The organism is bacterium, assembly GCA_037127815.1.
Taxonomy (GTDB): Bacteria; Patescibacteriota; Minisyncoccia; order Phycocordibacterales; family CAIZLB01; genus CAIJKW01.
On sequence record JBAXXP010000001.1, the window covers coordinates 130,302 to 157,026 of the forward strand.

General features: G+C 34.8%; 25 protein-coding genes and 4 tRNA genes. 11 read left to right on the forward strand and 18 right to left on the reverse strand.

Annotated features, from left to right (window positions below; genetic code table 11):
• From tpiA to WCQ00_00810, 8 genes are all read right to left on the reverse strand, one after another.
• On the reverse strand, window positions 1-813 hold the full coding sequence (gene tpiA, locus WCQ00_00775; GenBank protein MEI6042089.1) for a triose-phosphate isomerase: 813 nt from the start codon (window positions 811-813) through the stop codon (window positions 1-3).
• A gap of 101 nt (window positions 814-914) precedes the next feature.
• Window positions 915-2,075 carry a hypothetical protein gene (locus WCQ00_00780; GenBank protein ID MEI6042090.1) on the reverse strand — a complete coding sequence of 387 codons (1,161 nt, stop codon included), beginning with the start codon at window positions 2,073-2,075 and terminating at the stop codon, window positions 915-917.
• 29 nt (window positions 2,076-2,104) lie between these two features.
• Entirely contained in the window at window positions 2,105-2,608 is a 504-nt protein-coding gene (locus WCQ00_00785; protein MEI6042091.1) for a hypothetical protein, read from the reverse strand.
• A 31-nt stretch (window positions 2,609-2,639) separates the two neighbouring features.
• The gene (locus WCQ00_00790; protein MEI6042092.1) at window positions 2,640-3,188 is read right to left on the reverse strand and encodes a hypothetical protein; all 549 of its coding nucleotides are present in this window, start codon (window positions 3,186-3,188) and stop codon (window positions 2,640-2,642) included.
• A 12-nt stretch (window positions 3,189-3,200) separates the two neighbouring features.
• Complete coding sequence (locus WCQ00_00795; protein ID MEI6042093.1) at window positions 3,201-3,671, reverse strand: prepilin-type N-terminal cleavage/methylation domain-containing protein; 471 nt, start codon at window positions 3,669-3,671, stop codon at window positions 3,201-3,203.
• Window positions 3,672-3,674: 3 nt separating this feature from the next.
• Window positions 3,675-4,886 (reverse strand): type II secretion system F family protein, encoded by a 1,212-nt coding sequence (locus tag WCQ00_00800; protein MEI6042094.1) that lies wholly within the window; start codon window positions 4,884-4,886, stop codon window positions 3,675-3,677.
• Between the two features lie 44 nt (window positions 4,887-4,930).
• Complete coding sequence (locus WCQ00_00805; GenBank protein ID MEI6042095.1) at window positions 4,931-6,715, reverse strand: GspE/PulE family protein; 1,785 nt, start codon at window positions 6,713-6,715, stop codon at window positions 4,931-4,933.
• 103 nt (window positions 6,716-6,818) lie between these two features.
• Window positions 6,819-8,669 carry an ABC transporter ATP-binding protein gene (locus WCQ00_00810; protein MEI6042096.1) on the reverse strand — a complete coding sequence of 617 codons (1,851 nt, stop codon included), beginning with the start codon at window positions 8,667-8,669 and terminating at the stop codon, window positions 6,819-6,821.
• 358 nt (window positions 8,670-9,027) lie between these two features.
• On the opposite strand from WCQ00_00810, the gene nusA reads away from it, so the two are divergent.
• From nusA to WCQ00_00825, 3 genes are all read left to right on the forward strand, one after another.
• Window positions 9,028-10,293, forward strand: a complete 1,266-nt coding sequence (gene nusA / locus WCQ00_00815) for a transcription termination factor NusA (GenBank protein MEI6042097.1) — start codon at window positions 9,028-9,030, stop codon at window positions 10,291-10,293.
• A gap of 110 nt (window positions 10,294-10,403) precedes the next feature.
• A complete protein-coding gene (locus WCQ00_00820; protein MEI6042098.1) occupies window positions 10,404-10,952 on the forward strand; it encodes an inorganic diphosphatase in 549 nt (182 codons plus the stop codon).
• A 27-nt stretch (window positions 10,953-10,979) separates the two neighbouring features.
• The gene (locus tag WCQ00_00825; protein ID MEI6042099.1) at window positions 10,980-12,029 is read left to right on the forward strand and encodes a trigger factor; all 1,050 of its coding nucleotides are present in this window, start codon (window positions 10,980-10,982) and stop codon (window positions 12,027-12,029) included.
• Between the two features lie 90 nt (window positions 12,030-12,119).
• Here WCQ00_00825 and WCQ00_00830 read toward each other — a convergent pair whose 3' ends face one another.
• Window positions 12,120-12,971, reverse strand: a complete 852-nt coding sequence (locus WCQ00_00830; protein ID MEI6042100.1) for an RsmE family RNA methyltransferase — start codon at window positions 12,969-12,971, stop codon at window positions 12,120-12,122.
• 216 nt (window positions 12,972-13,187) lie between these two features.
• On the opposite strand from WCQ00_00830, the gene WCQ00_00835 reads away from it, so the two are divergent.
• The 3 genes from WCQ00_00835 (at window position 13,188) to WCQ00_00845 (ending at window position 15,823) form a co-directional block, all read left to right on the forward strand.
• Entirely contained in the window at window positions 13,188-13,769 is a 582-nt protein-coding gene (locus WCQ00_00835) for an ATP-dependent Clp protease proteolytic subunit (protein MEI6042101.1), read from the forward strand.
• A gap of 9 nt (window positions 13,770-13,778) precedes the next feature.
• Complete coding sequence (gene rny / locus WCQ00_00840) at window positions 13,779-15,332, forward strand: ribonuclease Y (protein MEI6042102.1); 1,554 nt, start codon at window positions 13,779-13,781, stop codon at window positions 15,330-15,332.
• 218 nt (window positions 15,333-15,550) lie between these two features.
• On the forward strand, window positions 15,551-15,823 hold the full coding sequence (locus WCQ00_00845) for an HU family DNA-binding protein (protein ID MEI6042103.1): 273 nt from the start codon (window positions 15,551-15,553) through the stop codon (window positions 15,821-15,823).
• A 131-nt stretch (window positions 15,824-15,954) separates the two neighbouring features.
• On the opposite strand, the gene WCQ00_00850 is transcribed toward WCQ00_00845, so the two are convergent.
• Together WCQ00_00850 and WCQ00_00855 are read right to left on the reverse strand one after the other, a co-directional pair.
• Complete coding sequence (locus WCQ00_00850) at window positions 15,955-16,974, reverse strand: C39 family peptidase (protein MEI6042104.1); 1,020 nt, start codon at window positions 16,972-16,974, stop codon at window positions 15,955-15,957.
• Window positions 16,975-17,027: 53 nt separating this feature from the next.
• Window positions 17,028-17,101: transfer RNA gene (locus WCQ00_00855), tRNA-Gly, on the reverse strand.
• Between the two features lie 159 nt (window positions 17,102-17,260).
• On the opposite strand from WCQ00_00855, the gene WCQ00_00860 reads away from it, so the two are divergent.
• A complete protein-coding gene (locus WCQ00_00860; protein ID MEI6042105.1) occupies window positions 17,261-18,403 on the forward strand; it encodes a serine protease in 1,143 nt (380 codons plus the stop codon).
• On the opposite strand, the gene WCQ00_00865 is transcribed toward WCQ00_00860, so the two are convergent.
• The 5 genes from WCQ00_00865 to WCQ00_00885 form a co-directional block, all read right to left on the reverse strand.
• Window positions 18,381-18,758, reverse strand: a complete 378-nt coding sequence (locus tag WCQ00_00865; protein MEI6042106.1) for an RNHCP domain-containing protein — start codon at window positions 18,756-18,758, stop codon at window positions 18,381-18,383. The genes WCQ00_00860 and WCQ00_00865 overlap by 23 nt on opposite strands.
• Window positions 18,759-18,793: 35 nt before the next feature.
• Window positions 18,794-18,866 (reverse strand) — tRNA-Pro (locus WCQ00_00870).
• 105 nt (window positions 18,867-18,971) lie between these two features.
• On the reverse strand, window positions 18,972-19,583 hold the full coding sequence (locus WCQ00_00875) for a YraN family protein (GenBank protein ID MEI6042107.1): 612 nt from the start codon (window positions 19,581-19,583) through the stop codon (window positions 18,972-18,974).
• Window positions 19,584-20,098: 515 nt separating this feature from the next.
• Window positions 20,099-20,169 (reverse strand) — tRNA-Gly (locus tag WCQ00_00880).
• A gap of 41 nt (window positions 20,170-20,210) precedes the next feature.
• Window positions 20,211-20,282, reverse strand: a tRNA-Arg gene (locus tag WCQ00_00885).
• Window positions 20,283-20,363: 81 nt separating this feature from the next.
• On the opposite strand from WCQ00_00885, the gene WCQ00_00890 reads away from it, so the two are divergent.
• Window positions 20,364-21,890: a CCA tRNA nucleotidyltransferase gene (locus WCQ00_00890; GenBank protein MEI6042108.1), complete on the forward strand. Its 1,527-nt coding sequence runs from the start codon at window positions 20,364-20,366 to the stop codon at window positions 21,888-21,890.
• A gap of 599 nt (window positions 21,891-22,489) precedes the next feature.
• Here WCQ00_00890 and WCQ00_00895 read toward each other — a convergent pair.
• Entirely contained in the window at window positions 22,490-23,290 is an 801-nt protein-coding gene (locus tag WCQ00_00895; protein MEI6042109.1) for an exodeoxyribonuclease III, read from the reverse strand.
• A gap of 19 nt (window positions 23,291-23,309) precedes the next feature.
• A complete protein-coding gene (gene xerA, locus WCQ00_00900) occupies window positions 23,310-24,254 on the reverse strand; it encodes a site-specific tyrosine recombinase/integron integrase (GenBank protein MEI6042110.1) in 945 nt (314 codons plus the stop codon).
• 124 nt (window positions 24,255-24,378) lie between these two features.
• On the opposite strand from xerA, the gene rpsO reads away from it, so the two are divergent.
• The 3 genes from rpsO to WCQ00_00915 all read left to right on the forward strand — a co-directional run bounded on the left by rpsO (window position 24,379) and on the right by WCQ00_00915 (window position 26,707).
• The gene (gene rpsO / locus WCQ00_00905) at window positions 24,379-24,657 is read left to right on the forward strand and encodes a 30S ribosomal protein S15 (GenBank protein MEI6042111.1); all 279 of its coding nucleotides are present in this window, start codon (window positions 24,379-24,381) and stop codon (window positions 24,655-24,657) included.
• 209 nt (window positions 24,658-24,866) lie between these two features.
• On the forward strand, window positions 24,867-25,574 hold the full coding sequence (locus WCQ00_00910; protein ID MEI6042112.1) for an NYN domain-containing protein: 708 nt from the start codon (window positions 24,867-24,869) through the stop codon (window positions 25,572-25,574).
• A gap of 8 nt (window positions 25,575-25,582) precedes the next feature.
• On the forward strand, window positions 25,583-26,707 hold the full coding sequence (locus WCQ00_00915; GenBank protein ID MEI6042113.1) for a hypothetical protein: 1,125 nt from the start codon (window positions 25,583-25,585) through the stop codon (window positions 26,705-26,707).
• Window positions 26,708-26,725: the final 18 nt, after the last annotated feature.

Consider the following 26,725-nt stretch of genomic DNA (forward strand, 5'->3'; position numbering starts at 1 on the left):
TTATTTTTTCTTTTTTAATTTTATTTTAGGCTTCTTTTTTTCAATATTAAGTGATTGGCAAATACTTTTAAGACCCTCTGGTTGCCACCCTGCGCGCCCCACAAGAAGCCCATCAACATCTCCATTGTGAACCAGGTCTTGCGCATTATCAGGAGTCACAGAACCTCCATAGACAATTTTAACGATACTTGCAATACTTTCTCCCCAATTGTCTTTTAAATATTTTCTGATTAAAATTACAATCTGGTGAATTTCATGTGCTGTTATTGCTATATTCTGTGAATTATTTACAGCCCATAGTGGTTCATATGCAATAACTAAATTAGCAAACTGCTGACGTGATGTATAAATAAGAACTTCCTTAAGTTGATTTTTAATAACAGTTAAATATTCTGCGTCATTATCTCTTTCTGCCTCGCCTACACAAACAATGCCAATCATTCCAGCAGCAAGAACTTTTTGCAACTTTTGAGCTATAAGAGAAGTATCTTCACCTATCGCGCGTCTTTCAGAATGACCAACTATTATATGAGAAACACCTGCGCTTTTAAGCATTACCGCGGAAATCTCTCCAGTATGGGCACCTGATTCAAATTTGGATATGTCTTGTGCGCCAATTTTTATCTTACCTTTTGGTCCACCAGCCATTTGGGATAATGTCGCAATAAATGGAAAAGGTGGGCAAATAATAGTCTCCGTCATCTTCAACTTGTCTACACCCCTTTTGATTACAGCCATCTTAGCCTTAGCTTCAACTAAGGTATTTGGCGTCATTTTCCAGTTTGCAATTACTAAGATCTTTTTTGGCTTCATATATTTAAAATTATACCAAAAAAAATAAAGTTATACACAAAATAGTAGTGGAAAACATGTTGTAATATTGAATACGCAAGCAAAAAACTTTTGAGTCTTATCTACTCTATCTCTTTTAGACTGTTTATACCCCAAATAGTAGAAGTACTTGAATTAAAGTTTATATTTACTAAATATGGATCATAGGTAATACTTGAAGAATTAGCCATACTTAAATGATTAGCGAAAACAGCCTTTGTGTTTGAAGTATTCGATAAGTAAATAGCGCCGTATGGAGCAACAAGAAAGGCACTGGCTAGAGCAGAGTTACTTATACTTATAGCCGGGTCACCACCAGTACAATCAATATTGGTGCAACCGTTTGTACTTTCAGATACTAATATAATATTACTTCCCAAAGTTCCGCTTCCGCCTAAATATGCGGAGTTTTTCATTATAATTGTTCCTCCAACTACTATAGTTTCTGATTTTGATCCATAACTAGGACTAAGTTGAACTGTGGAGGTGTTATCAAGCTCTACATTGCCTGTTACATAAAGTGGCCCCCCAAGTGTTAAAACACTACTTTGATCCAGTTTAAGATTACCAATAATTTTAGCCGCACCAATTGTTGATGTCGCCTTACCGTTTAAATCCAAACCTCCATTAATAATAATTCCTGAGCTAGCCTGATTCTTCCATCCATTTATGTCACTGTCTGATATTGGCATATTTACGGAGTTGGTGGAGGTTGAAAGGGTTCCTGTTATCAGGGACGTATTTAGCAGCAAACTGCCATCTAATGAAAAAACATCACCATGTATTACAGAACTATTATCCATTCTAAGACCACCAGACGAAAGCCATGCTCCATAATTAAATGAAATATCCTTGTTTGAACTTAAAATAGTTTTTGTCTTTCTGGCAAACAAACTGTATGCACTACTTGAAATGACTTCTTTTGTACTTGAATTAACATCAGCAATTGAAATACCTGTATTACTATTCAAAATTGACAAACTAAGTACTGATGGAACAATCTTTCCTTTGTTTAATCGGTATAAAACTTCTTCATCTCCTGTTAATGAATTCAATAGGGACTGTTTTGATGTTAAGTAATCACTTGTATTTTTAACCTGGTCAGCAATAGGTAAAGATAACCCAAATAGAATAATTGTAGAAATTGCTAGTGTTAATATAACAGCAATTAAAACAGCTTGGCCAGACTCTCTATTTGGAGCTTTCTTTTTTTTATTCTTTGTTTTTAATATGCGATTACTCATTTTAGCTTATTTAATAATACAACAATTGTCTATCTTAATATATAGGAATTATAAAAATTCTCTGACAGATATTGATCGGAACTTGTTCCATTATCTATCGTCATCTCAACCTTGAAACCATTAAATGTTGATGTAGACATGTTTCTAAAGGTAAGGTTTGTAACCCTTACATCAGACAGACTTAAAGGTCCTACATAAATATTATTTTGGTCAAGAAAAACCTGATTGTTTAATAAATAAATTTTTGTTGTAGTGGAATGTCCAGCACCATCATAAGCTATCAAGGAAATTGATCCAGTGGCATTATCAAATTTTGTATTCACAATGTCTATTGCAGAAGCACTATTCACCTGATTTTCAAAGGCAGCAACAACACCTACAGCACTCCTTTCTATATCCCTAGAGCTTTTTGAAATTAGATATGTTCTTGAGGCTGAGTCAATCAAGCTCAGTAAGGTAAAAAGCAAAACGGTCATTAGACTTATGTATATAACAGTCTCCATCAAGGAAAAACCTGATTGTTTATTATTCATGTTTTTATTCATGTGATAGTTGGAATACATTTTATTTATTATATATATTGTGAATATATGAAGTTAACGACCTTGTGGATGTTGCTCCATTTTCCTGCCACGAAACGCTTACAACATATCCTCTAGTGTCTGTATCCGGCACACCTCCCGAGTCTACAATATTAAAACTAGCAATATCTCTATTAATTGGTGTAAAAACTACAGTTCTGGTAAATTTATTATCTACCAGCGATATGGTTGTGGTAGCTTGCCAATTTTTATTACTCTGATTCCAATATAATCCGTATAAAGTATTATTGCTTAACACTCCTATGTTTTGCCATGAGGCATTTCTCATACTATTAATTGCTGTAACGCCTTCTTCAGCAAGCATTCCAGCTTGAACTCTTTGTGTAGATCCAAAGCCCAACTTACTTATTCCTGTTTCTAGATTTATAATCAAAATTAAAGATAGACAAATTATACTTGAGCCAATTAGTATTTCAGCAAGACTAAAACCTCTATTAAGGTTTGTATGACTAGTACAACTAGTCATATCATGCTTCTTTGATCTAAATTTTAATTGTTTTTTTAAAAACATACCTATTTTTTATTACTTAGCTTCAATTATACCAGTTCCTGAAATTGTTATTGTTTTTGAATATGACGGTGTACCAACAACAATAGTGCCGGTTGCATTTGGTGCTCCAGTAATCTTTGCAAAGTCTACTTCATTTTTATGTGACGAAAGATTCACACTTGAAATCTTTATATCAGTTTCCAATTCGTATGTCAGTATGTTGTTTCCACCAGCTTTTGTAACGCCAGAAAACATAATTACAGTTGAGGATGAAAAAGATACCCCATAAGACGAATCATTTTTTCTATTAAGGGACATGTTTTTAGTCTTTTCTATTGTTGAAACGACTGAATCAACATCCTTTTCTATAGCCTTCTTTTCTCTAATATTAAAATAAACTTTTGCTGAAATACCGGAGATTATAGCGATCAAAGCAATAACAATAATCATTTCCATTAATGTAAAACCAATATTTTTAGTTGTTTTTTTATTTACAGTATCCATAGTTTATATATTATTCATCACAGAATACATTGGAGTAATCATTGAAATAGCAAAGAACCCAACAGCAGCACCAATAAATACCATAAGGACTGGCTCAATAATTGTGGACAAATCTTTTGTTTTTTGATCAACCTCATTTTCATAAAACGTTGCAACCCCAATTAGCATTGTAGAGAGTTTACCAGTTTCTTCTCCTACACTAATCATTTCAGTGACAAAAGCGGGGAATATTTTACCCTCCTCTTCAAACACAACAGACATGGGCTCCCCTTTTGTAACAACTATTTCTAGTTTCTTTAGAGCTCGTTTATAATTGCTGTTTTGTAAAACTTCTCCAGTAATTTTAACAGCGGTTATCATATCCACCCCAGCTGATAGTAAAGAAGACAATGTTCTCGCCGTTCTTGCGGAATTACTTTCAATTACAATTTGCGAAATCACCGGGATCCTTAGAACAGCATCGTCCAACACCTTCTTTCCCAGTGAGGTTTTGAAAAAATAATAAGTTCCCATAAAAAAGACAACTAGCCCGACAAAAGAAAGTATAATATTTGTTGAAAGAAAATCACTTACAGCGATAATAAATTTTGTACTACCAGGTAGCTCTGTTTTTAAATCTTTAAATGTCTTAGTAAGTCTAGGGACAACATATATCATCATCATAAAACCAACTATTATCATAACCATGAATATTATAGCTGGATACATCATCGCTCCTTTAATTTTCTTTTGCAAAAGATAGGTCTTCTCCATTTGTATAGACACATCTTTTAGTGATTGAGATAAATTACCAGACTCCTCTCCTGATTTAACCATAGAAACAAATATGGAGGGGAATATTTTTGGATATTCAGACAAGGCCTCATTAAAAGTCTTACCGCCAGAAATAGAAACATTTAGGTTTCTAAAAATTTCCTTTAGTTTTGTGTTTGGCGTTTGCTTCTCAGAAACACTGAGTGCACGGGAAAGAGGCAGACCAGCTTCAAGCATATTAGAGGTATTTCTCGCAAAATTTATTTTATCGATATTTTTAATGCTAGAAAATAAACTGAACCCCCTTTTGTTACCACCACCTTTAACTTTTTCTTCCTTTACAGAAACTAGCGTTTCAGATCTCTTTCTAAACTCCTCAAAAAAAGCAGACTTATTTTGAGCCTCTATATCACCACTATATTTTTTGTTCTGACTATTGATTGCTGTAAAATGATATTTCATATTTTATTGATGGAAACCCTACCTACCCCTCAACTTCTATATATTTACTCTGATGATGCAACCCTAAGTATTTCCTCTACAGAAGTCCTTCCTTGTACTGCTTTAAATATACCATCTTCAAACATAGTAAGCATCCCTTCTTTTCTTGCTTGTTCTTGTATTTGATCAGATCCCGTTCCTTTCATTATCATTTCCTTTATTGTAGAAGTAACCTTAAGAACCTCGTGAATACCAATTCTACCCTTGTATCCGTCTTCACTCTCTTGATCTGCGACGGGTTTATAAAAATATATATTTGACCAATCTGCAGTATCGGCAACAATGTGTTCCTCCTTTAAACATGTCAAAACTTTATCTAGATCTGTATATCTTCTTAAAGAATCCAATTGTTCTTTGTTTAAAATATACTTTTCTTTAGATACCCCCAACTCCCTAACAAGTCTCTGTGCAATTATTATCTTTAGAGTTGAAACAAGAAGAAACGGCTCGCATTTCATATCAATTAAACGAGGAATCGCGCCAGCAGCAGAGTTAGTGTGAAGTGTTGATAACACCAAGTGACCAGTTAGGGATGCGTTTATAGCCAATGAAGCTGTTTCATTATCTCTAATTTCTCCCACCATTATAATATTTGGATCCTGTCTCAAAAGAGATCTGAGTCCAGAAGCAAAAGTTAGGCCAATTTCTGGTTTAACCTGAGTTTGATTAACTCTATTCATTTGATATTCAACGGGGTCTTCAATTGTAGAAATATTTACATCCGGTTGATTTAAAATATCCAATAATGTGTACAGTGTCGTCGTCTTACCAGATCCAGTTGGTCCTGTTGTTAAAATTAACCCCTCTGAATACTTACAAGCCTCATGAATCAATTCCAAATCTTTTCCATGGAATCCTAAGTGTTCAAGTGTGAAACCTGTCATATTCTCTCTGAGTAACCTCATAACAGTCTTCTCTCCATAATATGTAGGTAAAACAGAAACACGAAATGAAACATTTTCTCCGCTTGATTCGATTTTAAATCGCCCATCCTGTGGAAGTCTCTTCTCATCCAGTTTAAGACTGGCTAAAACCTTAATTCTAGCCGTTATGCTTGGGCCAATATTCTTAGGTAGTACCATTGCATCATGAAGAATTCCATCAATTCTATACCTAATAACTACATCATTCTCCATTTGCTCTATATGAATGTCAGATGCACCCTGAAGAATAGCGTGTTTTAACAAGGTATCAACTATTCTAACAACAGGCAGGTCCTCTGCTAGTTTTTTTAACTCTTCACCACTGGTTTCATCGGCTTTTGGGGCTCCGGGTACAATACCACCGATATTGATTCCTTTTAAACCCTTAAGTGAGGATACTTCTTGTTGAATAATATCCCCAAAATCAGCCTTTAGACTTTTTTGATACTGAATTAAGGCCGACTTCATTGACTCTGTTGTCGTCAACCTTGGTAAAATCTTTAAACCAGTCTTCTTTTTAACAAAATCTATAGCGGAAAAATCTGTAGTATCAAGCATTGCAACCTCTAGAGAATCATCTCTTTTTCTAAAAGCGATGATATTATGTTTTCTAGCAATAGGCTCAGGGATTAAAGAAAGAATGCTAAACTCCAGTTTTTCACTACTAATATCAATAAAAGGGATACCCAAGATGTATGACTGCATTCTTCTGTAATCATCAGCGGATATCTTACCCTCAGTAACCAATACCTCACCTAGGGGAATTCCCTCTTTCAAGGATTTTTGTTCAATTTCATTCAATTCAGAACTTGCAACAAGTCCTGAATCAATAACAAGCTTTTTAAGCTGATTAGGGTCAATAATCATTTGTGTAAATTATATCATGCAACCTATTTTAATTCTATAAATAATTAATACTTTTTTGTGTACAAAAAATAATTTTCTTAAATAAAATAATAATAAATTAATATTATATATTTGTTTCGAACGATTTCTTTTGTAACTCGAAAAGGTTCTTGTATATACCACCTTTAATTTTCATTAACTTTGCATGACTATCAAACTCCTTCAATTCTCCATCCTCAATAACCATAATTCTGTCTGCGTTTTTAACAGTATTAAATCTATGGGAAATTAAGATAACAGTTTTATCAGCTGGCAAGTTCTCCAGCTCTTGGAATATTTCCATTTCTGCAATTGAATCAATCGAAGCTGTAGGTTCATCAAGAATCCAGATTTGTGGATTCTTATAGAACATCCTAGCGAGAGCAAGTTTTTGCCATTGACCAACGGAAGGTTCTACTCCATTATCAAACTCTTTTCCTAAATGAGTTTCGTACCCAAATTCCCAAGCAGAAATAAATTCATGCGCTCCAGATCTTTTTGCTGAATCAATCACCCTATCTAAATCTAATGGAATGCTAGTATCACCCAAAGCTATAGCTTCTTTAACTGGTAATTTATAATGCGCATAATTTTGCGATAAAAAACCTAGTTTTTTATAATAACTAGACAGATCAATCTCGTCTATATTTTTTCCATTAATCAAGATTAGCCCTTCTGTAACATCATAAAATCTCATTATCAATTTTGTTAATGTTGTTTTTCCAGCACCATTAACTCCAACAATTGCAATTTTTTCCCCTGCTCTAATTTTAAAATCAAAACCACTTAAAATGTTTGTTTTCGTATTTGGGTAGGTGAAAGAAACATTTGAAAATTCTATCTCCGGAGTTTCTTCATTAAGTTTTATGTGTCCATTTTTAACAGCCTTCTCTGTACCTAGAAATTTAAAAGTATCATTTATAAAATTATTATTGCTAACCAGAATTGCAAAACCTCTAAAGATAGTAGAGAGTGAGTCTCTGATATCTGTCATTCTACCTATAAGGAAAATGAAGGTACCCACCTCTAGTGTCTTATCCACGACACCACCCATTAAATTGAATACAATTACAGCCATAGCAACCACCTGAATAAGAACCGTTACATTTGTGTACTTAGATCTCCTTGCTTCATTACCATTTATTTCATTATTAAATGTACTCAATAGTCCGCCAATTATATTCTTGAAATAATCTTTAGTCTTGAATATTTTTATCTCAGTTAATGTAGGGACATCAGAAAAGTACCACGCCAACATATGATACTTACGCTTAATTTCAGCTTTTGCATCCCATATACCATAAGCTCTTTCCCCAAATTTAATTTGTAAAAGAAGATTTGGAATAATTGCAATAATCATCAGTGGGGCATACCACCATTTGAAGTAAAATAACACAAAAACAACTGAAAAAAGAGTTATGAATTTACTGAACATAAAGAATCCCCAATCACAAAAACGAACTGTCTTATCAATATTCTCATCTACTCTAGACATTAGATTATTAAAATCTGGATTTTCAAAAGTTTGAACATCTATCTCATTTTTCTTTTCTATAAATACGAGATTAATGTATTGGGCAAAAAAAACATTAAATTTGGCGTCTATATAGTCGTACCAAACATCTGCTAATTCAATAAATAAAGGTATGGACAGGTAGACACAAACAATCCCAATTAGAGTTGGATCAAAAAGTGTTGTTAAATTACCAGAGGTTATTTTGTTTATAAACAAAGCAGCAAACCACGATAAAACAATAGGTAAAACTGCTGAAATAGTTAGTAACCCAATTTCAATCGGTATAAATTTCTTATCAAATACCCACACAAGTTTTAATACTTTGTAAAAATTTACGATTACAGAGGTACTCTTTGGTTTCTTTTCTCTATCCTTACTGGATTTATTATTTTTTTCGACGGTATTAGTATTTGATGTCATGAATATTATGTCGTTTATATAGGCCTTATATTACAATTATTAGCCCTGAATTCTTATTTTATCCTTTGTTGGAATATCTTCGTGCCCAACCTCAATAATAGCTACGGGCTTTACTGGTTATTGCCACTTTCTTCAAGTTGCATGAGTTTTTCTGTTGAAGATACTTATGTTGAAAATATTAGCATTTTTTTGACCTATTTACCAAAAGATGATATATTAATGAGGTCTCAAGTTATGTTCGCCCAAAAGGCGGGCTAATTTTTTTCCCAAGACTATCAAGAGCCCAAATATACGGCCATAAATATAGTTTATTATAAAGGAGACACTGCCACTAACAATTAAATAACAACTAAATATTATGTTTGATCTAAAAGTAATTCATTCCGTCCTTGACCAATTAGAAGAAGAGCGCGGAATTCCAAGAGAAAAAATCCTAGAAGCTATAGAATTAGCCCTAGCAACAGCCTATAAGAAGGAATATGGAAGAAAAGGCCAATATATAAGAGCAATTTTCGATTTAAATACAGGAAACGTAGAATTCTGTCAGGTAAAAACAGCTGTTGACCCGGAAACAACCATTTTTCCAAATGAAGATGGGACCCTACCAGAGTCAGCTTATGAAACAAATGAAGATGGTGAGGAACGTACAATTTTCAATGACGAGCAACACATTCCATTGGATATTGCTAGAAAAATCAAAAAAGACATTCAAGTTGGTGAGGAACTAGTTTTTCCACTTGAAACTAAGGCAGATTATGGAAGAATCGCAGCTCAAACTGCAAAACAAGTGATTATTCAGAAGATTAGAGAGGCAGAAAAGATTTCTGTACTTAATGAATTCGGAAAAAAGGAAGGTGAAATTGTATCAGGAACAGTAGAAAGAAGTGAAAGAGGTACAGTTTTCATAAATATGGGGCGTGCTATAGGTATTCTTCCATATGATGAGCAAATTCCAGGAGAACATTACAATCAAGGAGAAAGAATCAGAGCCTGTTTGATGCGTGTTGAGGAAACTCCAAGAGGTATCTTCCTTAGACTTTCTCGTGCTACACCTCAATTTTTAGCAGAATTATTCAAAATAGAAGTACCTGAGATAGGAGCCGGAACAGTTGAAGTAAAAGCTGTTGCCAGAGAAGCCGGAGCAAGATCTAAGATTGCAGTCACTGCGACAGATTCACATATTGACCCAATTGGATCAATGGTTGGACAACGTGGAGTTAGAGTAAATACAGTTATGAGCGAACTAGGAGGTGAGAAAATCGATATTATTGACTGGTCTGAGAATCCGGCTGAATTCATAGAATCAGCCCTATCTCCAGCAAAAGTAGTAAACATAACACTTAATGAAGTAGATAAGACAGCAACAGTTGAAGTAACGGAGGATCAACAATCACTAGCTATTGGGAAAAGTGGTCAAAATGCAAGACTTGCTGCCAGATTAACAGGGTGGAGAATTAATATTCAAGCCGTTAAAGGTGATGAGGGGGCTGAAAATGAAGAAGCTGCTGATCTAAAGGCAGAAAAAGAGGAAGTAATTAATGAAGCAGATGTTGCAAAATTAATTGCAGACGGCGTACTTACAGAAGAAAAGACTGAGGAAGAGTCAGTTCTGGGAACAGAATAATCTAAGACTCCGACGGAAACATAATTTGACCAAAACAATACAGACCCTTGGGGTGGAGGCTGTTTGACGACATATATTAGACGAATAACAATTACAAAATTAAAATAAGTATGATGACAAGAATGAATTTATGGCACGACATAGAGCCTGGAACAGCTGATGAGATAGTTACAATTATCGAAATCAACAAAGGCTCAAAGAATAAATATGAAATAGACAAAAAAACAGGTCTAATTTCTTTAGACAGGGTTGGTTATACAACTCAAGACTATCCATTTGACTATGGGTTTGTTCCACAGACCCTCTGGGATGATGGTGACCCACTTGATACAGTAATATTAACGACACACGCGCTTATGCCAGGAATAATGACACGTATTCGTCCTGTTGCAATCATAAACATGATTGATGATGGTGATTCAGATGCAAAAATTGTTGCAGTTCCTGTTGGAGACCCGCGATGGAATAATGTAAATGATTTATCTGATATAAATCCACACACCATTGAGGAAATTGAACACTTCTTTCTAACATACAAACTTATGCAAAATAAGGTTGTAACGATCGATAGTATTGAGGGCGCACAGAAAGCAAGGGATGCATTTGAGAGAGCGAAGAAACTTTATCAAGAAAAGTTTGGAAATAGCGAGTCAAAATAAATTAATCAGCCAAAATAAAAAAACAACATGCCTTTTACAATCACAAATAAACAAAAACTTCCAAATTCAGAATTTGAAATTACTGGGGAACTTAAAGCCGAAACGGTTTCTGGCTTTCGCGAACAAGCTTTAAAGAGCTTTAATGGAGAGACAAAGGTTTCTGGATTCAGACCAGGTCATATTCCAGAGAAATTATTAATTGATAAGTTTGGAGAATTAGCAATAACAGAAGAGGCTGGAAGACTAGCTCTTGAGCATCATTACGGAGAGATAATTCAATCTCTTGATATCAAGGCTGTTGGATCTCCTGCTGTAACAATAACTAAGGTTGCGCCAAATGAAGCTTTTGGATTTAAAATAAAAACAGCCTTAATGCCTGAGGTTAAGATTGGAGATTATAAAAAAGCAGCAAGTAAAATAATGGCGGAGAAAGTAGAAGTTAAGGTGACGGACAAAGAAGTCGATGATTCAGTAGAGGAATTAAGAAAGCAAGTTGCACATGAAGAACATCATGCACAAAACCCAGAGGATCATGGGCACGATCATGGCGACCTAGCGCTTCCTGAAGTAAATGAGGATTTTATAAAGAAATTTGGAGACTTAAAGAGTGTAGAGGAATTTAAGGAGAAAGTTAAAGAAGGAATAACTGCTGAAAAAACTCGCAAAGAGAAGGACAAGAAAAGATTAATGATAATGGAGGAGCTGATTAAGAATTCTACTATTGATATGCCTCAAATGCTTATCGATTCAGAATTAGACAAAATGGTTGCAGAAATGTCATCAAACATTTCTCAAATGGGTCTATCTATTGAGGATTATCTTAAGCATGTTGGAAAGACAATTGAGGATATGAAGAAGGAATGGACACCAGATGCAGAAAAAAGAGCAAAGACACAATTGTTACTTAATAAAATTGCTATCGATGAAAAAATAGAAGTTTCAGAAGATGCAATTAAAAAGGAAGTTGATGCATTACTTAATTACTACAAGGATGCAGACCGTGTCAGAGCAACAATTTACATTGAAACAGTGATGCTAAATGAAGCTGTTTGGAAATTCTTGGAGGAGGTTAAATAAAATACTTTTAAAAACACGCGCGACCAGAGACTGGCCGCGCGTGTTTTTGTATACAAATAAAGAATTACAATATACAAACTTCCTTTAAAACTAGTTATTAACCAACGCAAGCAAAGCAATAGCCGCTGTCTCTGCCCTTAAAACATTCTGACTAAATTTAATAGATTTAATTTTTGAATCCTCAAACAACTTAATTTCTTTTGGAGACCACCCCCCTTCTGGACCAATCAAAAATACTAGGTCTGTATATGAACTCTTCTTCTTAAGGACTTCGTTTAGATTTGAACCATTTTGATTACAAACAAAAGCTCCAACCTTCTTATTATCTATTAGACCCAGCTCTTTGATTGCCTCAGTAAGCTTTTTTATAGGGTGCATTACAGGCACATCACTTCTTCCACATTGTTCAGATGCCTCAACCAATATTCTTTGAGACCTAGTCATATTTAAATCCTTCTTGATTGTTCTGTCTGTAACAATAGGAACGATTTGAGAAACACCAAGTTCTGTTGCTTTTTGAAGAACCAAATCAAAATTATCATTCTTAATTAATGACATCAACAGTGTTATCGAAGTCTTTGACAGCTGATTATTAGACGTAGAAGTATTTTCATCTTTTTCCACGACTTTGCCAACTGAATTACCAGTCTTTGATATTTTTTTTCTAATATCTGCTTTTATATCCTTATTTGGAGCAACATCCTCAGTATTCTCTACTTTAGTTATCTCCAAAACCCTAAGAACAGCCTCACTATTATCTAATTTTTCAATAATGCATAGATAATCATATCCTGAACCATCAAAAAGTATTACCCTACTACCTGTAATATATCTAAAAACCTTCTTCCATTGGCTTAAAACAGGCTCATATTCAAAAGCTCTTAAAACTACCCTTTCCTTTGCGTCAATCTTATCTTTTATAAAAAATCTATGAAATCTCATATTAAATTATGTTAATTGTACTTAAAATTTTAGTTTATTTTCAAATTATACGCTGTTTGATTTTTCTTAAAATTAAGCGTATTCTTTGAACCATACAGACATCCAGACAAAGCCCTAGATCAATAATTTTGAACCTACTGTGGATAACTCCACAAAAGTACCAAAACCATGACAAATCCAAAACTCAGATAAACCCACTATTATATATAATACACTTTGAACATGTTAATTCCAACAGTTATAGAAAAATCACAATTTGGCGAGAGGGCATATGATATATATTCAAGACTTCTAAGAGAAAATATCATTTTTCTTGGGGGACCAATCGATGATAATGTAGCAAATATTGTTATCGCACAATTACTATTTTTACAAGCAGAAGATCCAAAGAAGGATATCTCTTTGTACATTAATTCACCAGGGGGTTCAGTTACAGCAACCTTGGCGATGATTGATACAATGAATTACATCAAGAATGATGTTTCAACAATCTGTGTCGGACTGGCAGCATCAGGTGGTGCATGGCTACTTTCAGCTGGAAAAAAAGGAAAGAGATATGCATTACAAAATTCAGAAATGATGATTCACCAACCACTACAAGGCGGAATAGAAGGACAAGCATCAGACATAGAAATCACAGCAAAACAAATCATTAAGACAAAAGAGAGATTGGCAAAAATGATGGCAGAAAACACTGGACAACCATTAAAGAAGGTTGAAGCTGATGTTGATAGAGATTTCTATTTATCAGCAGATGAAGCAAAGAAATACGGACTTATCGACAAAGTTCTATCATAATTTAAAAACATGATTACAAACCAAATAGCCCTTTCATTAGCAGTAATGACAGGTGGCGTAGGTTTTGTTATTGGATACTTAATCAGAATATTGGTTGCGCTAAGTACAAAAAACTCTCTTGAACTTAATGCAAAGAAAATTAAAACAATAGCAAAAGAGGAGGCCGTTGAAATAATATCTAGAGCTCAAAATGATGCAACGGAAATCATGTCGGACGCAAAAAAAGAAATAAAAGAAAAGGAAGAAAATATACAGAAGAATGAAGATCGATTAATAAAGAAGGAACAAATGGTTGATAGCAGACAGATTGAAGTTGAAAAGGACATCAAAAAAATTGATGAAGAAATAGAAAAGATACGTTCTAGAAAAAATAAACTCTCCGAAGATGAGGAGCAGCTTAAAATATTAAAGGATCAAGAGAGCCTTGTTATAGAGCGTATTTCTGGATTAACAAATGAAGAAGCGAAGAAGATTGTGTTTGATAAAATTGAAAAAGACTCAGCTGATGACCTTGTTAATAGAATGAATAAGTTTGATTTGTTTGCAGAGGATTCACTTGAGGATAAAGCGAGGGAGATACTAACAACGGTAGTTCAAAGACTTGCTTCTTCTGTTAATGCAGAAATATTTTCTTCTGCTGTTCAAATTCCATCTGAGGATATTAAAGGAAAAGTTATTGGAAAAGAAGGAAGAAATATTAAAACTTTTGAAAAAGAAACGGGTGTTGAAGTTTTGGTTGATGAAGGACAGGGATACATTACATTGTCATGTTTTGATCCAATAAGAAGACAGGTTGCAAAAATTGCATTAGAAGCACTTATTGCCGATGGAAGAATACAACCAGCAAGAATTGAAAAGGAAGTTGAAATGGCGAGAGACTCAATAATAAAAGAAACAAAGAAATTAGGCAGCATGGCATGTTATGAAACAGGTGTCGTTGGACTTGATCCACGTATTTCAACAATCCTAGGAAGACTGCAATATAGAACTAGTTACGGACAAAATGTATTGCAACATTCAATAGAATGTTGTCATCTTGCAGGAATGTTAGCAGAAGAACTTGGTGCTGATGTTGCAGTTGCAAAAGCAGGTGCGCTACTGCATGACATTGGAAAAGCACTAGATCATGAAGTTACAGGAAGTCATGTTGATATAGGGAAAAAACTGCTGGAGAAGATGGGTGTTGATAAAAAAATAATTCAAGCAATGCAATCGCATCATGATGAATACCCATATGAAACACTAGAGGCTAGAATTGTTCAAACAGCAGATGCTCTTTCTGGAGGACGTCCCGGCGCAAGAAGCGACACTATGGAAAACTATATTAAGAGACTTAATGATCTTGAAGATATAGCAAACTCTTTCTCTGGAGTAGAGAAATCTTATGCACTTCAAGCTGGACGAGAAATCAGAATTTTTGTTTCACCAGAAAAAATATCAGATTATGATGCAAAAAATATAGCTAGGAATATAGCTATTAAAATTGAGAGGACATTGAAGTACCCAGGAGAAATAAAAGTTACAGTGATAAGAGAAAATAAGATTGTTGAAATAGCTAGGTAAAATAAGGGTATTTCTGGATATTTAAAAAAATCTGGCTAATTAGTAAATGAAATGTTTTAACAAAATCGGCTCAATTTATTAAAAATTGACGAATATGTCAAAATGTGTCAAAACTTTTTTAATCTATTAAAGCTATTGATTCAAAATATGGCTTAATATATAATCAATAGCGAGGTTATAGCGGTCGACAATTATAAAACACAATTACTTGTACAAATATGAATAAAGCAGCATTGGTTGACAAAGTAAATGAAGTACTAGGAACAACAAAAGTTCAATCTGAGGAAGTTGTAAATACTATCTTTGATAGTATTACAGCTACACTTAAGAAAGGCGAAGAAGTTTCAGTAGCTGGTTTCGGTATCTTTTCTGCAAAGAAGAGAGCCGCACGTTCTGCTCGTAACCCAAGAACAGGAGAAATCGTAAAGGTTGCAGCTATGAATGTTCCAAAGTTTAGAGCAGCAAAGGCTCTTAAGGAAGCAGTTAAATAATTTCAGTAAGTCGGTTAGATAGTTTCCACTTAACAAAATACCCCAGCGCAAGCTGGGGTATTTTGTTAGTTTGCTATATTTAATCAATAACTTATACCCCCTATTTTCTATACCCACCAACACAGATATAGTTATCTCACAATCACGGCCTGGTTAGTAACCCCTGGAACTGCATAGAAATTGTCCATTAATTTTTCTGTTGTCCAATACTCAAAACTTCTTCCATTAATAGGATCGTTTAAATAAAATCCTGATGGATTGTCCTTTGGACCGGCAACACCAACAAGAACTCTGGCGTGTTCCCCTTTAATTGCTGTGACCTCTCCCCCGCCTGGAACTTTCCATGAATAAGCGGGTGTAGCCATTGATGTATAACCCCAAAAAACAATAGGATGACCCGCCCTTATTTCACGAGCCAGTGTTGTGGCAGTTATGATTGTTTCATACGACGCGTCTCTCCCGTATGAAATTGCCGCTTTCATAACTGGCGCACCATAAACCCCATACCCCCCAAAATCATCACCTACCCCAATACTACCGACAAACATCTCCCTCGGATCATCCCATTCGTTTAATTCAACATTTTTTGGCCTAGGTTTATAACCAAATTTCTGAACAATCTCCATGTCATCAGCAATATTTATTCCATAATACGCAAGTGCCATTCTAAGTGAAGCAGCTTCACAGCTATTCCTATACTGCTGTGCGAAATATGGAACTTTCAGTTTGAATACATCGGTTGGTTCAATTACAACTGGAACCCTAGTCTGTATCAATGCTGGCGTTGATACTGCTACGGGCGCCATTATTGGTGCTTGTTCTGTTTTTGTTTCTATTGGTATTGTAATTGCAACAACCTTAAGTTCTACTTTCTCCTCAGAAGGCTCGTTTTCAGAAATAGATGCTTCTTTTGTCACTAAATGCACAGTATTTAGTGTACTGTCTTTTTCATCACTAACTGTGGCGACTACCGTCATGTCATCAGAAGCTCTCATCAAACCACTGTTTGTATTAGCGGTGACAATGAAGCCACCATAGACATTGTCAGCCTTAGTAGGTGTTCCATTTTGTGATACAGATGATTGTGACTCAGAATAAACAGTATTAACCCTCGTATTTACAGGGGTTACCAAATTTATTCGTATATACAACGAAGCCATTATTATCAAAAGAGCGAGAAAGATATAAATCTTTATTCTCATCATGGTGCGGGATAAGGGAATCGAACCCTTGTCTACTGCTTGGAAGGCAGTCATTCTACCACTAAACCAATCCCGCTTACTTTTAAACTATACCAAAATTAGGATAAAAGTAAATACTTTTTATTTAATCGTGCTAAAATAGTATTAATAAGATATATTTTGATAGGAACAAATAATACTCAGGTAATCATTAAAACTCAAAATGAACAACATTGAATTTATAATAAGCACCATTATGTCCCTTATAAAACAGGTTTTTATAATTATAGTTGCAGTTTTTAGTCTATTCACGTCAACACTTTCTATCAGCCCAACCATCCCCTCAGCGAGCAATTTAACAGGTACAACATCTGATTACACAAAAGAAAGGGCAAACAAAAATACGAATGATATAATCGCTGTTTTTAACCCACTTACACCAAAGGACGACATAATAAATACGTTAGATGGAGCGACAAAGAATATTAAACTCAATCTTTTGAACCTTACAGCTCCAACCTATCAGGTGATTGATGTTCAAAACAACAAAACAACATCAAATATTCCCGAATCACCCAAAACCTCAACAACAATAGATGCTTTAACAAAACCTCAACAAACAGAGTCTGTTATATCGATAAAATCAAAAGGATCCGAAGAAAGCGTTATAAATATCAGATGTGAGAACAAGACCAAGAATACTCTAAAGGTAATAACTGGAAGTGGAATAATAATAAGCTCTTCTGGTTTAATTTTAACAGCAGCCCATGTTGCAGCACCAGTTTATGCACAACAACTTAATAACTCATATAACTGTTATGCTCGAATAAACAATCCTGCCTCGGGGAAATACCCCCTTAAGGTAGTTTACATCGATCAAGCTTGGATAAATAAGTACTACTCTGTATTTGATAAGACTTACACAGAGACAGGTGAACATGATGTAGCAATTCTGAAAATAGATAATTCAAATTCTAAATTGACCCCAAGTGAAATAATTAACCTTAATAATACTGCCTTTGCGGCCTTATCTACTGAAGTTCCAAGCGTTGGTCAATCTATTGTAATAAAATCTTACCCAGCTGATGTTTATGGCAAGTTAGGTGTCTTTACGGTGCTTCCAAGAAAGTCAGAAATAAATTCTATCGACAAGATTACAGACTTTAATGGAGGCCTAAGTAGTTTGGACCTAATAGAGACCTCACCAAGCAACCTGGGGCAATCTGGGGCTTCAGGAGGGGGTATTTTTAACAACCAAGGACAACTGATTGGAATTATATCTAATATGATTTCATCCAATATTTTGTTTAAAAATAAAGTAAGAGCTACGTCTATTAGATATATGAACGATGAAATAACCAAAAATGGAGGGAGATCTATCTTCGAAGATAACCTATAGGTGCATCGTTCTTTTTTTCATCAGCTTTTAGTCCGCCGCTATTAAATGCATCTAGAACAAATTTTTGCTGAATTTTAATCACAGTATCCCAATTGTCATCAGGAGATAGATTATTAGTCTTTTCATGACCACAAGTCTCACATCTATTTGTGACTCTATATTTATCTTTCTTTAGCTCTATCTTTATAGGTTTCATAAGACCTTGGCATTCTGAAAGTCTGTCACCGGGATTAATGTCAACGTGTTTACTCCATAAACAGTTTGAACAGTGATCTGTGTAACCATCCCCTTTTACCTCAACTCCACATACTTCACATGTAAAGTTCTCTTTTTTCTTTGTGAATTTTTTACTCATACGAATTTCTTTTCTTACTTATACTAAACTATTTGTCGGGGCGCCGGGATTCGAACCCGGAGTCACTTGCTCCCAAAGCAAGCATGTTAGCCGTTACACCACGCCCCGATTTGTAGAAATAGCATATCACACATATTTTATTTTTGCCAATATTAGATGTTACATAAACATTAGCTTAGTCTGGTTTAAAAAAATAATGTAAAACACAGTCAATTAGTTGAAAAGCGGCAAAACCTTAACCTTACAGCTCACAAGGTTTGTTTTTGTTACACGTGAACCAGAATGATGAAGACTTATACAAATACCGAGGAATTTAAGGCTTTCTTCCTTAATATCAAAGTCCATACAATATTTTAAGGCCATCAATCTGACTTTTCTTAACTTCTCCTTCGTTAGGTTGATCTCTGGCTTCAGCCACTCCACACCCTTTCCGTCTCTAATAACACTTATACTAGGGCCAAAAAGGTCGTCTCCCCCACTGTCTTGATTAGAAGGGATTCTAAGGGTTTTAACCTCGACTATGTAATAATAACCGTCTTTTTGCGCAATTATATCAATCTCACCTATTTTATTCCTATAATTTCTATCAACTATCTGAAAACCGCGTTTTTCTAAAAAAACTACAGCTATACTCTCACCAAGATCACCAACCTTCTTATTTGAATTGCTTTTATCCCCTTTGTCTATCACATCTTCTTTATTATGACTTTTAGATCTTATTCCGAGTTTTATTCTTGATTTGTCCTTTTTAGAACCCACCTTACTTACTTCCACACCCCTTCCTGTGTCAACTTTGTCCTTTTTTGATTGTTCTATTATGATCATTGTTTATTATTTATTACTATTAACAAACGGATGATATACAAACCAGATGAAGAACCTATAAAGATTTATTAAAGAAAAGCAAAAGAAAAGATGTACTTTTTAAGAAAAGAGACAAAATATATAGATCACCTTCAACCTAGTGTTTCTCATGAAACGTTGAAAATGAGGTTACAAACGGGTTAAACATACAAAAAAACACCATTTAGTAGCAAAATAAGGGTTTCATAGGAAACACCCCGTATTATTGTCAAGAAAATAGCAATATTTTACTAAAAGACAGTGGATAGCCACTTATCCACACAATTAAACCTTATTTATAGCCATATATTGCGTTTTTCCTTATAAAATAGCATTTCTGTATAAGCCTGATTTCTATGTCTTTTATACACATATCCACGGAGTTATCCACAGTCTAGGACATTTTATAAGTCACTTAGGGACAAAAATGCCGTCTCATACCAATCTTAACTACACCGCAATAACCAACCATTCTTTATGATCTAACTATCAAATTGTGCGGGTAGGGAGAATCGAACTCCCGTCTCGTCCTTGGCAAGGACGCATTCTACCACTAAACCATACCCGCATATTATTTTGCTTTATTATTATAACACTAAATTATAATTGTGCACCCGCCAGGACTCGAACCTGGAATAACGGTTCCGAAGACCGTTGTGATATCCATTTCACCACGGGTGCATATTCCATATCCTGATCACCACTGAGACAGTCTACATCATAGATAGCAAAAAATCAAAAGGTGTACTAATATTCTATATAATGACTACTAAAGACATAAACAATAATCCAATAAAAGAACTGAGTAACAAACTACTAAAAAAAATAGACCAGGGTAGTGTTCCTGCCTATATACAGAATATCGTCATCAAACTGCAGGAAGCGGGCTTTTCAGCTTATTTAGTAGGGGGTTGTGTAAGAGACCTGATATTAAAGAAACAGCCAAAAGACTGGGATATTACAACAAGCGCAAAACCTGAAGATATAATCAAAACTTTTGAAGAGACATTTTATGAAAATGACTTTGGAACTGTTGGTATAAAAATAAGAAAAGGGACAGGGGAGACAGAAATAGTAGAAGTTACACCCTATAGAACAGAAGGTGATTACTCAGATAGCAGACATCCTGATGAGGTAACTTTCAGCAGTAATATAAAGGACGACCTTCTGAGAAGAGACTTTACAATTAACGCAATGGCATATGATTCAGTAAAAGACACTATAGTTGATGAGTTTGAGGGTTTAAAGGACATAAAAGACAAGGTCATAAGGGCAGTAGGAGACCCAGTTAAACGATTTCACGAAGATGGACTCAGATTGATTAGGGCGGTTCGTTTTGCTGCCGAATTAGGTTTCATGATTAACATAGACACACAAGAAGCTATCATATCGGAATCCGGGGTTCTTAAGAAAATTGCAACAGAAAGGATTAGGGAAGAATTCGATAAATTACTTATGTCTAAACAGCCTGCCTTAGGTATAGCGATGGCTCAAAAGCTTGGTTTGTTGAGTATTTTCTGCCCAGAACTTGAGGGAGCGGTTCATGTGAAACAAAACCAAGCCCATTCTTATGATGTTTTTGAGCATCTCTTGAGGAGTTGTCAGTGTGCTGCGGACAAAAATTGGAGGCTGGAGATAAGATTAGCTGCTTTATTCCACGATATTGGAAAGCCACCAACAAAAAGGGGTAGTGAAACAAGTGATATAACCTTTTATGGACATGAGGTTGTTGGCGCTAAAATGTCTAAAGTTATATTAGAAAGGATGAAGTATCCAACAAAAGTTATTACAGTTGTTACAAAACTGATCCGTTGGCACATGTTTTTCTCGGATACTGAACAAATAACACCCTCAGCTGTCCGAAGAATGATAGCAAATGTTGGCAAGGAATACATTTGGGACTTAGTAGACCTAAGAATTTGCGACCGTGTAGGAACGGGAAGACCCAAGGAAAACCCTTACAGACTTAGAAAATACAGGGCTCTTATTGAGGAGGTGATGATGGACCCAATTGATGTGGGGATGCTTAAAATTGATGGAAATACGCTGATTAAGGAATTAAACATACCAGCAGGGCCAATTATAGGACTAATTTTAAATGCTTTACTTGAGGAGGTTCTAGAGAAACCAGAACTTAACACACAAGAGTACCTTACAAAAAGGGCTATAGAAATTTCTATGTTTCCCATGAAACAACTCAAGGAACTATCTGAAAAGGGGGTATTAAGAAAAAAAGACCTAGAAAATGAGCAAATAGAGGAAATCAGAAAAAAGCACGATATTAGATAGAGTTTAACCATTACCCAAATTCAAAACAAGTAACTAGACAATAAGGTGCATACTCAATAAATACAAACTAACAAAAATACCGCTCTATAGGCGGTATTTTTGTTAGTTTTTTAAAATGTAAAACTCTTTATAGAAAGAGCCTCAGTACTGGACGCAACAAGGTTATAGTTATTATGATGCGGCCGTACTAAGGCCCTCGAAACAAGTGTGGGAAACGAAACAAGTAGAAACGATTGAGAAAATTGAGATATTTATTTAATTGTTGTGGGTTGTCTCTATGATTATGGGGTAGGCCAGTGTAAGTCCTGTATTCTCCATTTAAATGTGATGCCCAGATTAGAGCTCACTAAGCTAATTTTGGGAGAATTTAAAATGTCCTTTATTACCAACCAATCCGTATCATTAAGACTTCCTCAAAGAACTATTTGACCCGATGTTGGGCCGCTCATCTGTCCTTTATTCTAATTCATATTAAAGACATGTAAAGGACATTATCGTAAATTCTTGTGGATAACTTTTTATTTATTTATTATTTCATTCTGACCGCTATGATAAAGGACATTCTAGTGTTAAATATTTTGTGAAATTATTTAATTATTCTACTGAAATAAGTTATCCACAACTAATTTTACTGGGCAGTGATCTGAACCTGTAAAATCATCTTCTATTGTGCATGATTTTATTTGATTCATAATTTTCTTCGATACAAAAAAATAATCTATTCTCCATCCAACGTTTCTTTCTCGAGCAAACGTTTTCATGTCCCACCAAGTATAAGCGTCTATTTTATGTGGGTGTAACTCCCTAAAAACATCTACATACCCAGCTTCAATGAATTTATCAATCCAAATTCTCTCTTCAGGTAAAAATCCTATACTTTTTTTGTTTTGTTTCGGTCTAGCTAAGTCTATTTCCTCATGAGCCACATTAACATCACCACAAAAAACAACACTTAAGCCTTTGTTTGTAAGCTTTTTACAGTATTTCAAAAATTCTTTGTAAAAATCAAGTTTATACTGAAATCTCTCTGGGGCGCCCCCTCCATTTGGAAAATAGCAGTTAATTAGTGCCCACTTATCAAAAATCAAACATATCATTCTACCTTCCTGATCCATCTTTGGTATTCCAAACCCATACTCAATTTTATTTGGAGTTGTTAATATGTCCTTCATATATATTGCTATTCCACTGTATCCTTTTTTGAGTTTAGAATGATCAAAATAACTAACGTAACCTTTAGGGTTTAGTATTTTTTCATCTAACTGATCTACGTGTACCTTGGTCTCTTGCATACACATAAAATCTGTGTTCTGTTGCATAATTAACTCAAAAGACCCCTTTCTGTGTATAGCTCTTAAACCATTTACGTTCCATGAAATTATACTTAATTGTTTTTTCATTTTATTAAAGACATTATTTTTAATCATTCTTCTCCTTACGTCCGTGAAAGTTTTTGTGTATGTCTTTTAGGTGTTTGTCTGTTACGTGTGTATATATTTGTGTCGTGACAATACTTGCATGCCCCAGAAGAGCTTGCACAGAGCGTAAATCGGCTCCATTTTGCAATAAATCTGTTGCAAAGCTGTGTCTTATAACGTGAGGTGTTACTTTTTTGGAAACCCCAGCACTTATTGAATGGTGTTTAACAAGTCTTTCAACAGACCTTGGTGTTATATCAAACATCAATCCACTTGTAATATCAACTCGCTTCTTTAAATACTCCCTCAACGCCTGTTTTGCTGTCTCAGACATAAAAACCACTCTGACCTTGTCTCCCTTACCTCTAATTGAGAATTCGTCTTTATTCAAATCAAGATCCCTGGGCACGGAACATAATTCTGAGACACGAAGCCCTGTTGAAAACAGAAGCTCCATTATAGCCTTATCTCTTAGCCTCTTTTTTTCATCTTTCTCATTATCTGGAGATTTCAGTATTCTTTCGAGCTCTTCTATTGAAATATGGTCAATTTGCCTCTCCGGGACCTTAGCAAGCTCTATATTATCAGGAGATAATATCTGTAGACCTCTTTTAGCCATATACTTTAAATAAGCCCTTAAGGCAATAAGGTAGTAGTTTTGAGTCCTTTTTTTAATAAAACTAGTGCCTGTTTTTGTTGCAAATGAACGCCTGTTTAGGAAAAGCCTGTATTCTCTTAGTTTTTCCTCAGTTATGTCTGATGGGCAATCTGATTTAAGAAATTCTAGAAAAAGATCGAGATATCGATTATAGTTATCGACTGTTTTTAAACTCCTACCTTTTTCAATCTCTGTATATTCTAAAAAGTGGCGTTTTAAAGTCCCCAAACTCGATTTTACATCGGTCTGGCCACCAAACTTATCATCAACAGAGTTATTGTGCGACATGCTTAAATTATATCACCTATATTAGACTGTACAAACCTATTGTACCAACAAGACTACTGAGAATAGCCCTGAACACACAAAAACACTTGCCTGCAATGTTCTTTTGTGATATTATCTCAAAACCATGTTAACCAAGACAAAGAAACAAAAAATTATAAAAGAAGTGCAGATTCACGCAACTGATACAGGAAGCGCTGAGGCACAGATTGGAATTTTAAGTAAAAGAATTGAAGAATTAACAAAACACCTTAAGATTCATGCTAAAGATAACCACTCAAGAAGAGGGCTTCTTCAAATGGTTGCAGACAGACAAACACTTCTAAAGTATTTGCAAAAAAAGAACTCTGCTAGATACGATGTTGTAATCAAGAAACTTGATTTAAAGAAAAAGTCAGCCAACTAAGCATCTAGTCTAGACAATATATAAAAACGCTTTCGTCTTTATATATTTTACAAACTCCGTCAGATTCTATATTTTTTAAATAAGCTACCCAGTCAACATTAGGACAATTTTTAAATAATTTTTATAAATAGTTTCATTTGGGCTCATGGTATTTTAATAAAACACACTTAGACCATATTAAATGGTTCATTTTAAGCATAATTTAAGACATGACAGTAATTAAACACAAACAACAACGTGTTGGAGTTTTTATTGATACACAAAATCTTTATCACAGCGCAAAGAATCTTTATCATGCGCGAGTAAACTTTGGGGCAATAATGAAGGAAGCTGTAGCGGGTAGATCATTAATAAGAGCGATAGCCTACGTTATAACAACAGAAAGTGGTGATGAAACCAATTTTTTTGATGCACTTGGTAAGCTAGGGATAGAAACGAAAACTAAAAATCTTCAAATTTTTAGTGGGGGAGCAAAAAAGGGGGATTGGGATGTAGGTTTGGCGGTGGATGCAATTAAACTAGCACCAAAATTAGATACAGTTATTATTGCTTCTGGCGATGGAGATTTTTGTCCCTTAGTTGAATATCTACAAACAAACGAGGGTTGCCAAGTAGAAGTTATTTCTTTTGGAAAATCTTCTTCTCAAAAACTAAAGGAAGTAGCTGATGACTTTATCGACATGTGTGACAGTCCTTCAAAATACGTTATGATGCAGAACTCACAACAAAACACCGGAGAGAGGGGTAATAGGCAAGAGAGACCTAATAAAGAGATTCAAACGAGACCAAAGAATAATCCTGCACCAAAAAAACAATCAAAAAACTCTAACGAAAACAAACCTATTACCACAAACACAAGAAAGGATTTTGATTTTTTTGACCCTGAAGAAAGACCAGATTCAAAATTTGATATATAATAATATTAATGGATCCAATAGAACAAAAACCAGCACGATTATATCCAAATGCAGATAGGGGATCTGCAGGGATTAACGTCATGCCAACTAGACTTAGTACCAACGCTGACGATCCTTCAAAAAAAGAAGGCGACACAAAACCGCTAGTCCACATACAAGATGTATTATCTCAGAAAAAAAACGATACACCTTATAAAACTAGTTCCGTTCACACATTCAAAGATGATATGGCGGCAGAATCATCGAAGGGAAATTTTTCTATTGGTAAAATTGTTATGGCCAACAGCAAAAAGGCGCATGAAGAGGAAAACAATAATAGAAACGCACAAGATACAAACAACCATATCGGGATTAAGTTAGGTGTAATATTTTTATGCATAATAATAATTGGAGCGCTTGCATACCTGGGTTTAAACTTAGCAAAAACTCCACAAGAGGTAAGCAACCAGGCAAACCCCACAGAACAGGTTGTGAATGGTATTCTGTACTCCGAACAAAACGTAACCTTACCGGTTAACAATAAGACAAAAGCCAACATATACAAAGATATTTCCAAAGAAATATCTTCAGTGAAAATCCCAACAGGCAAGATGAAGTCTCTTATCTTTACATATCAAGAGGGGGCAAGTACCACACAAATATCTGCCTCTGATTTTTTAAACCTGATTGCACCTAGCGCACCCGACATACTTGTTAGAAATATTAGGAAAGAATATGTCTTCGGATATTATTCTTACGACACAAGTGAGCCTTTTATTATCCTAAAATCATCAAATTACGACTCTGTATTTGCTGGAATGTTAGATTGGGAAAAAAGCATGTATGCAGACTTGGGAGAACTACTAGTAAATAAAGATTCTATATCTGTAGCACCAACAAACATCACATCAGCATCAACTACCTCAACAACACCAACACCATCAACAACAGATACCGTTATAAAAACAGAATATGATACAGGTTTTGTTGATAAAATAATTTCTAATAATGACACAAGGGTTTTGTATAGACAAAATGGTAATATTGCGTTCTTTTATACCTTTTTCAATAAAGATACTGTCATTATCGCAACAAGCGAACAATCACTTCGTGAGATTATTTACAGACTTACATCAGGTAAAATAACAAGGTAATCGTCTTTGGTCATTTGG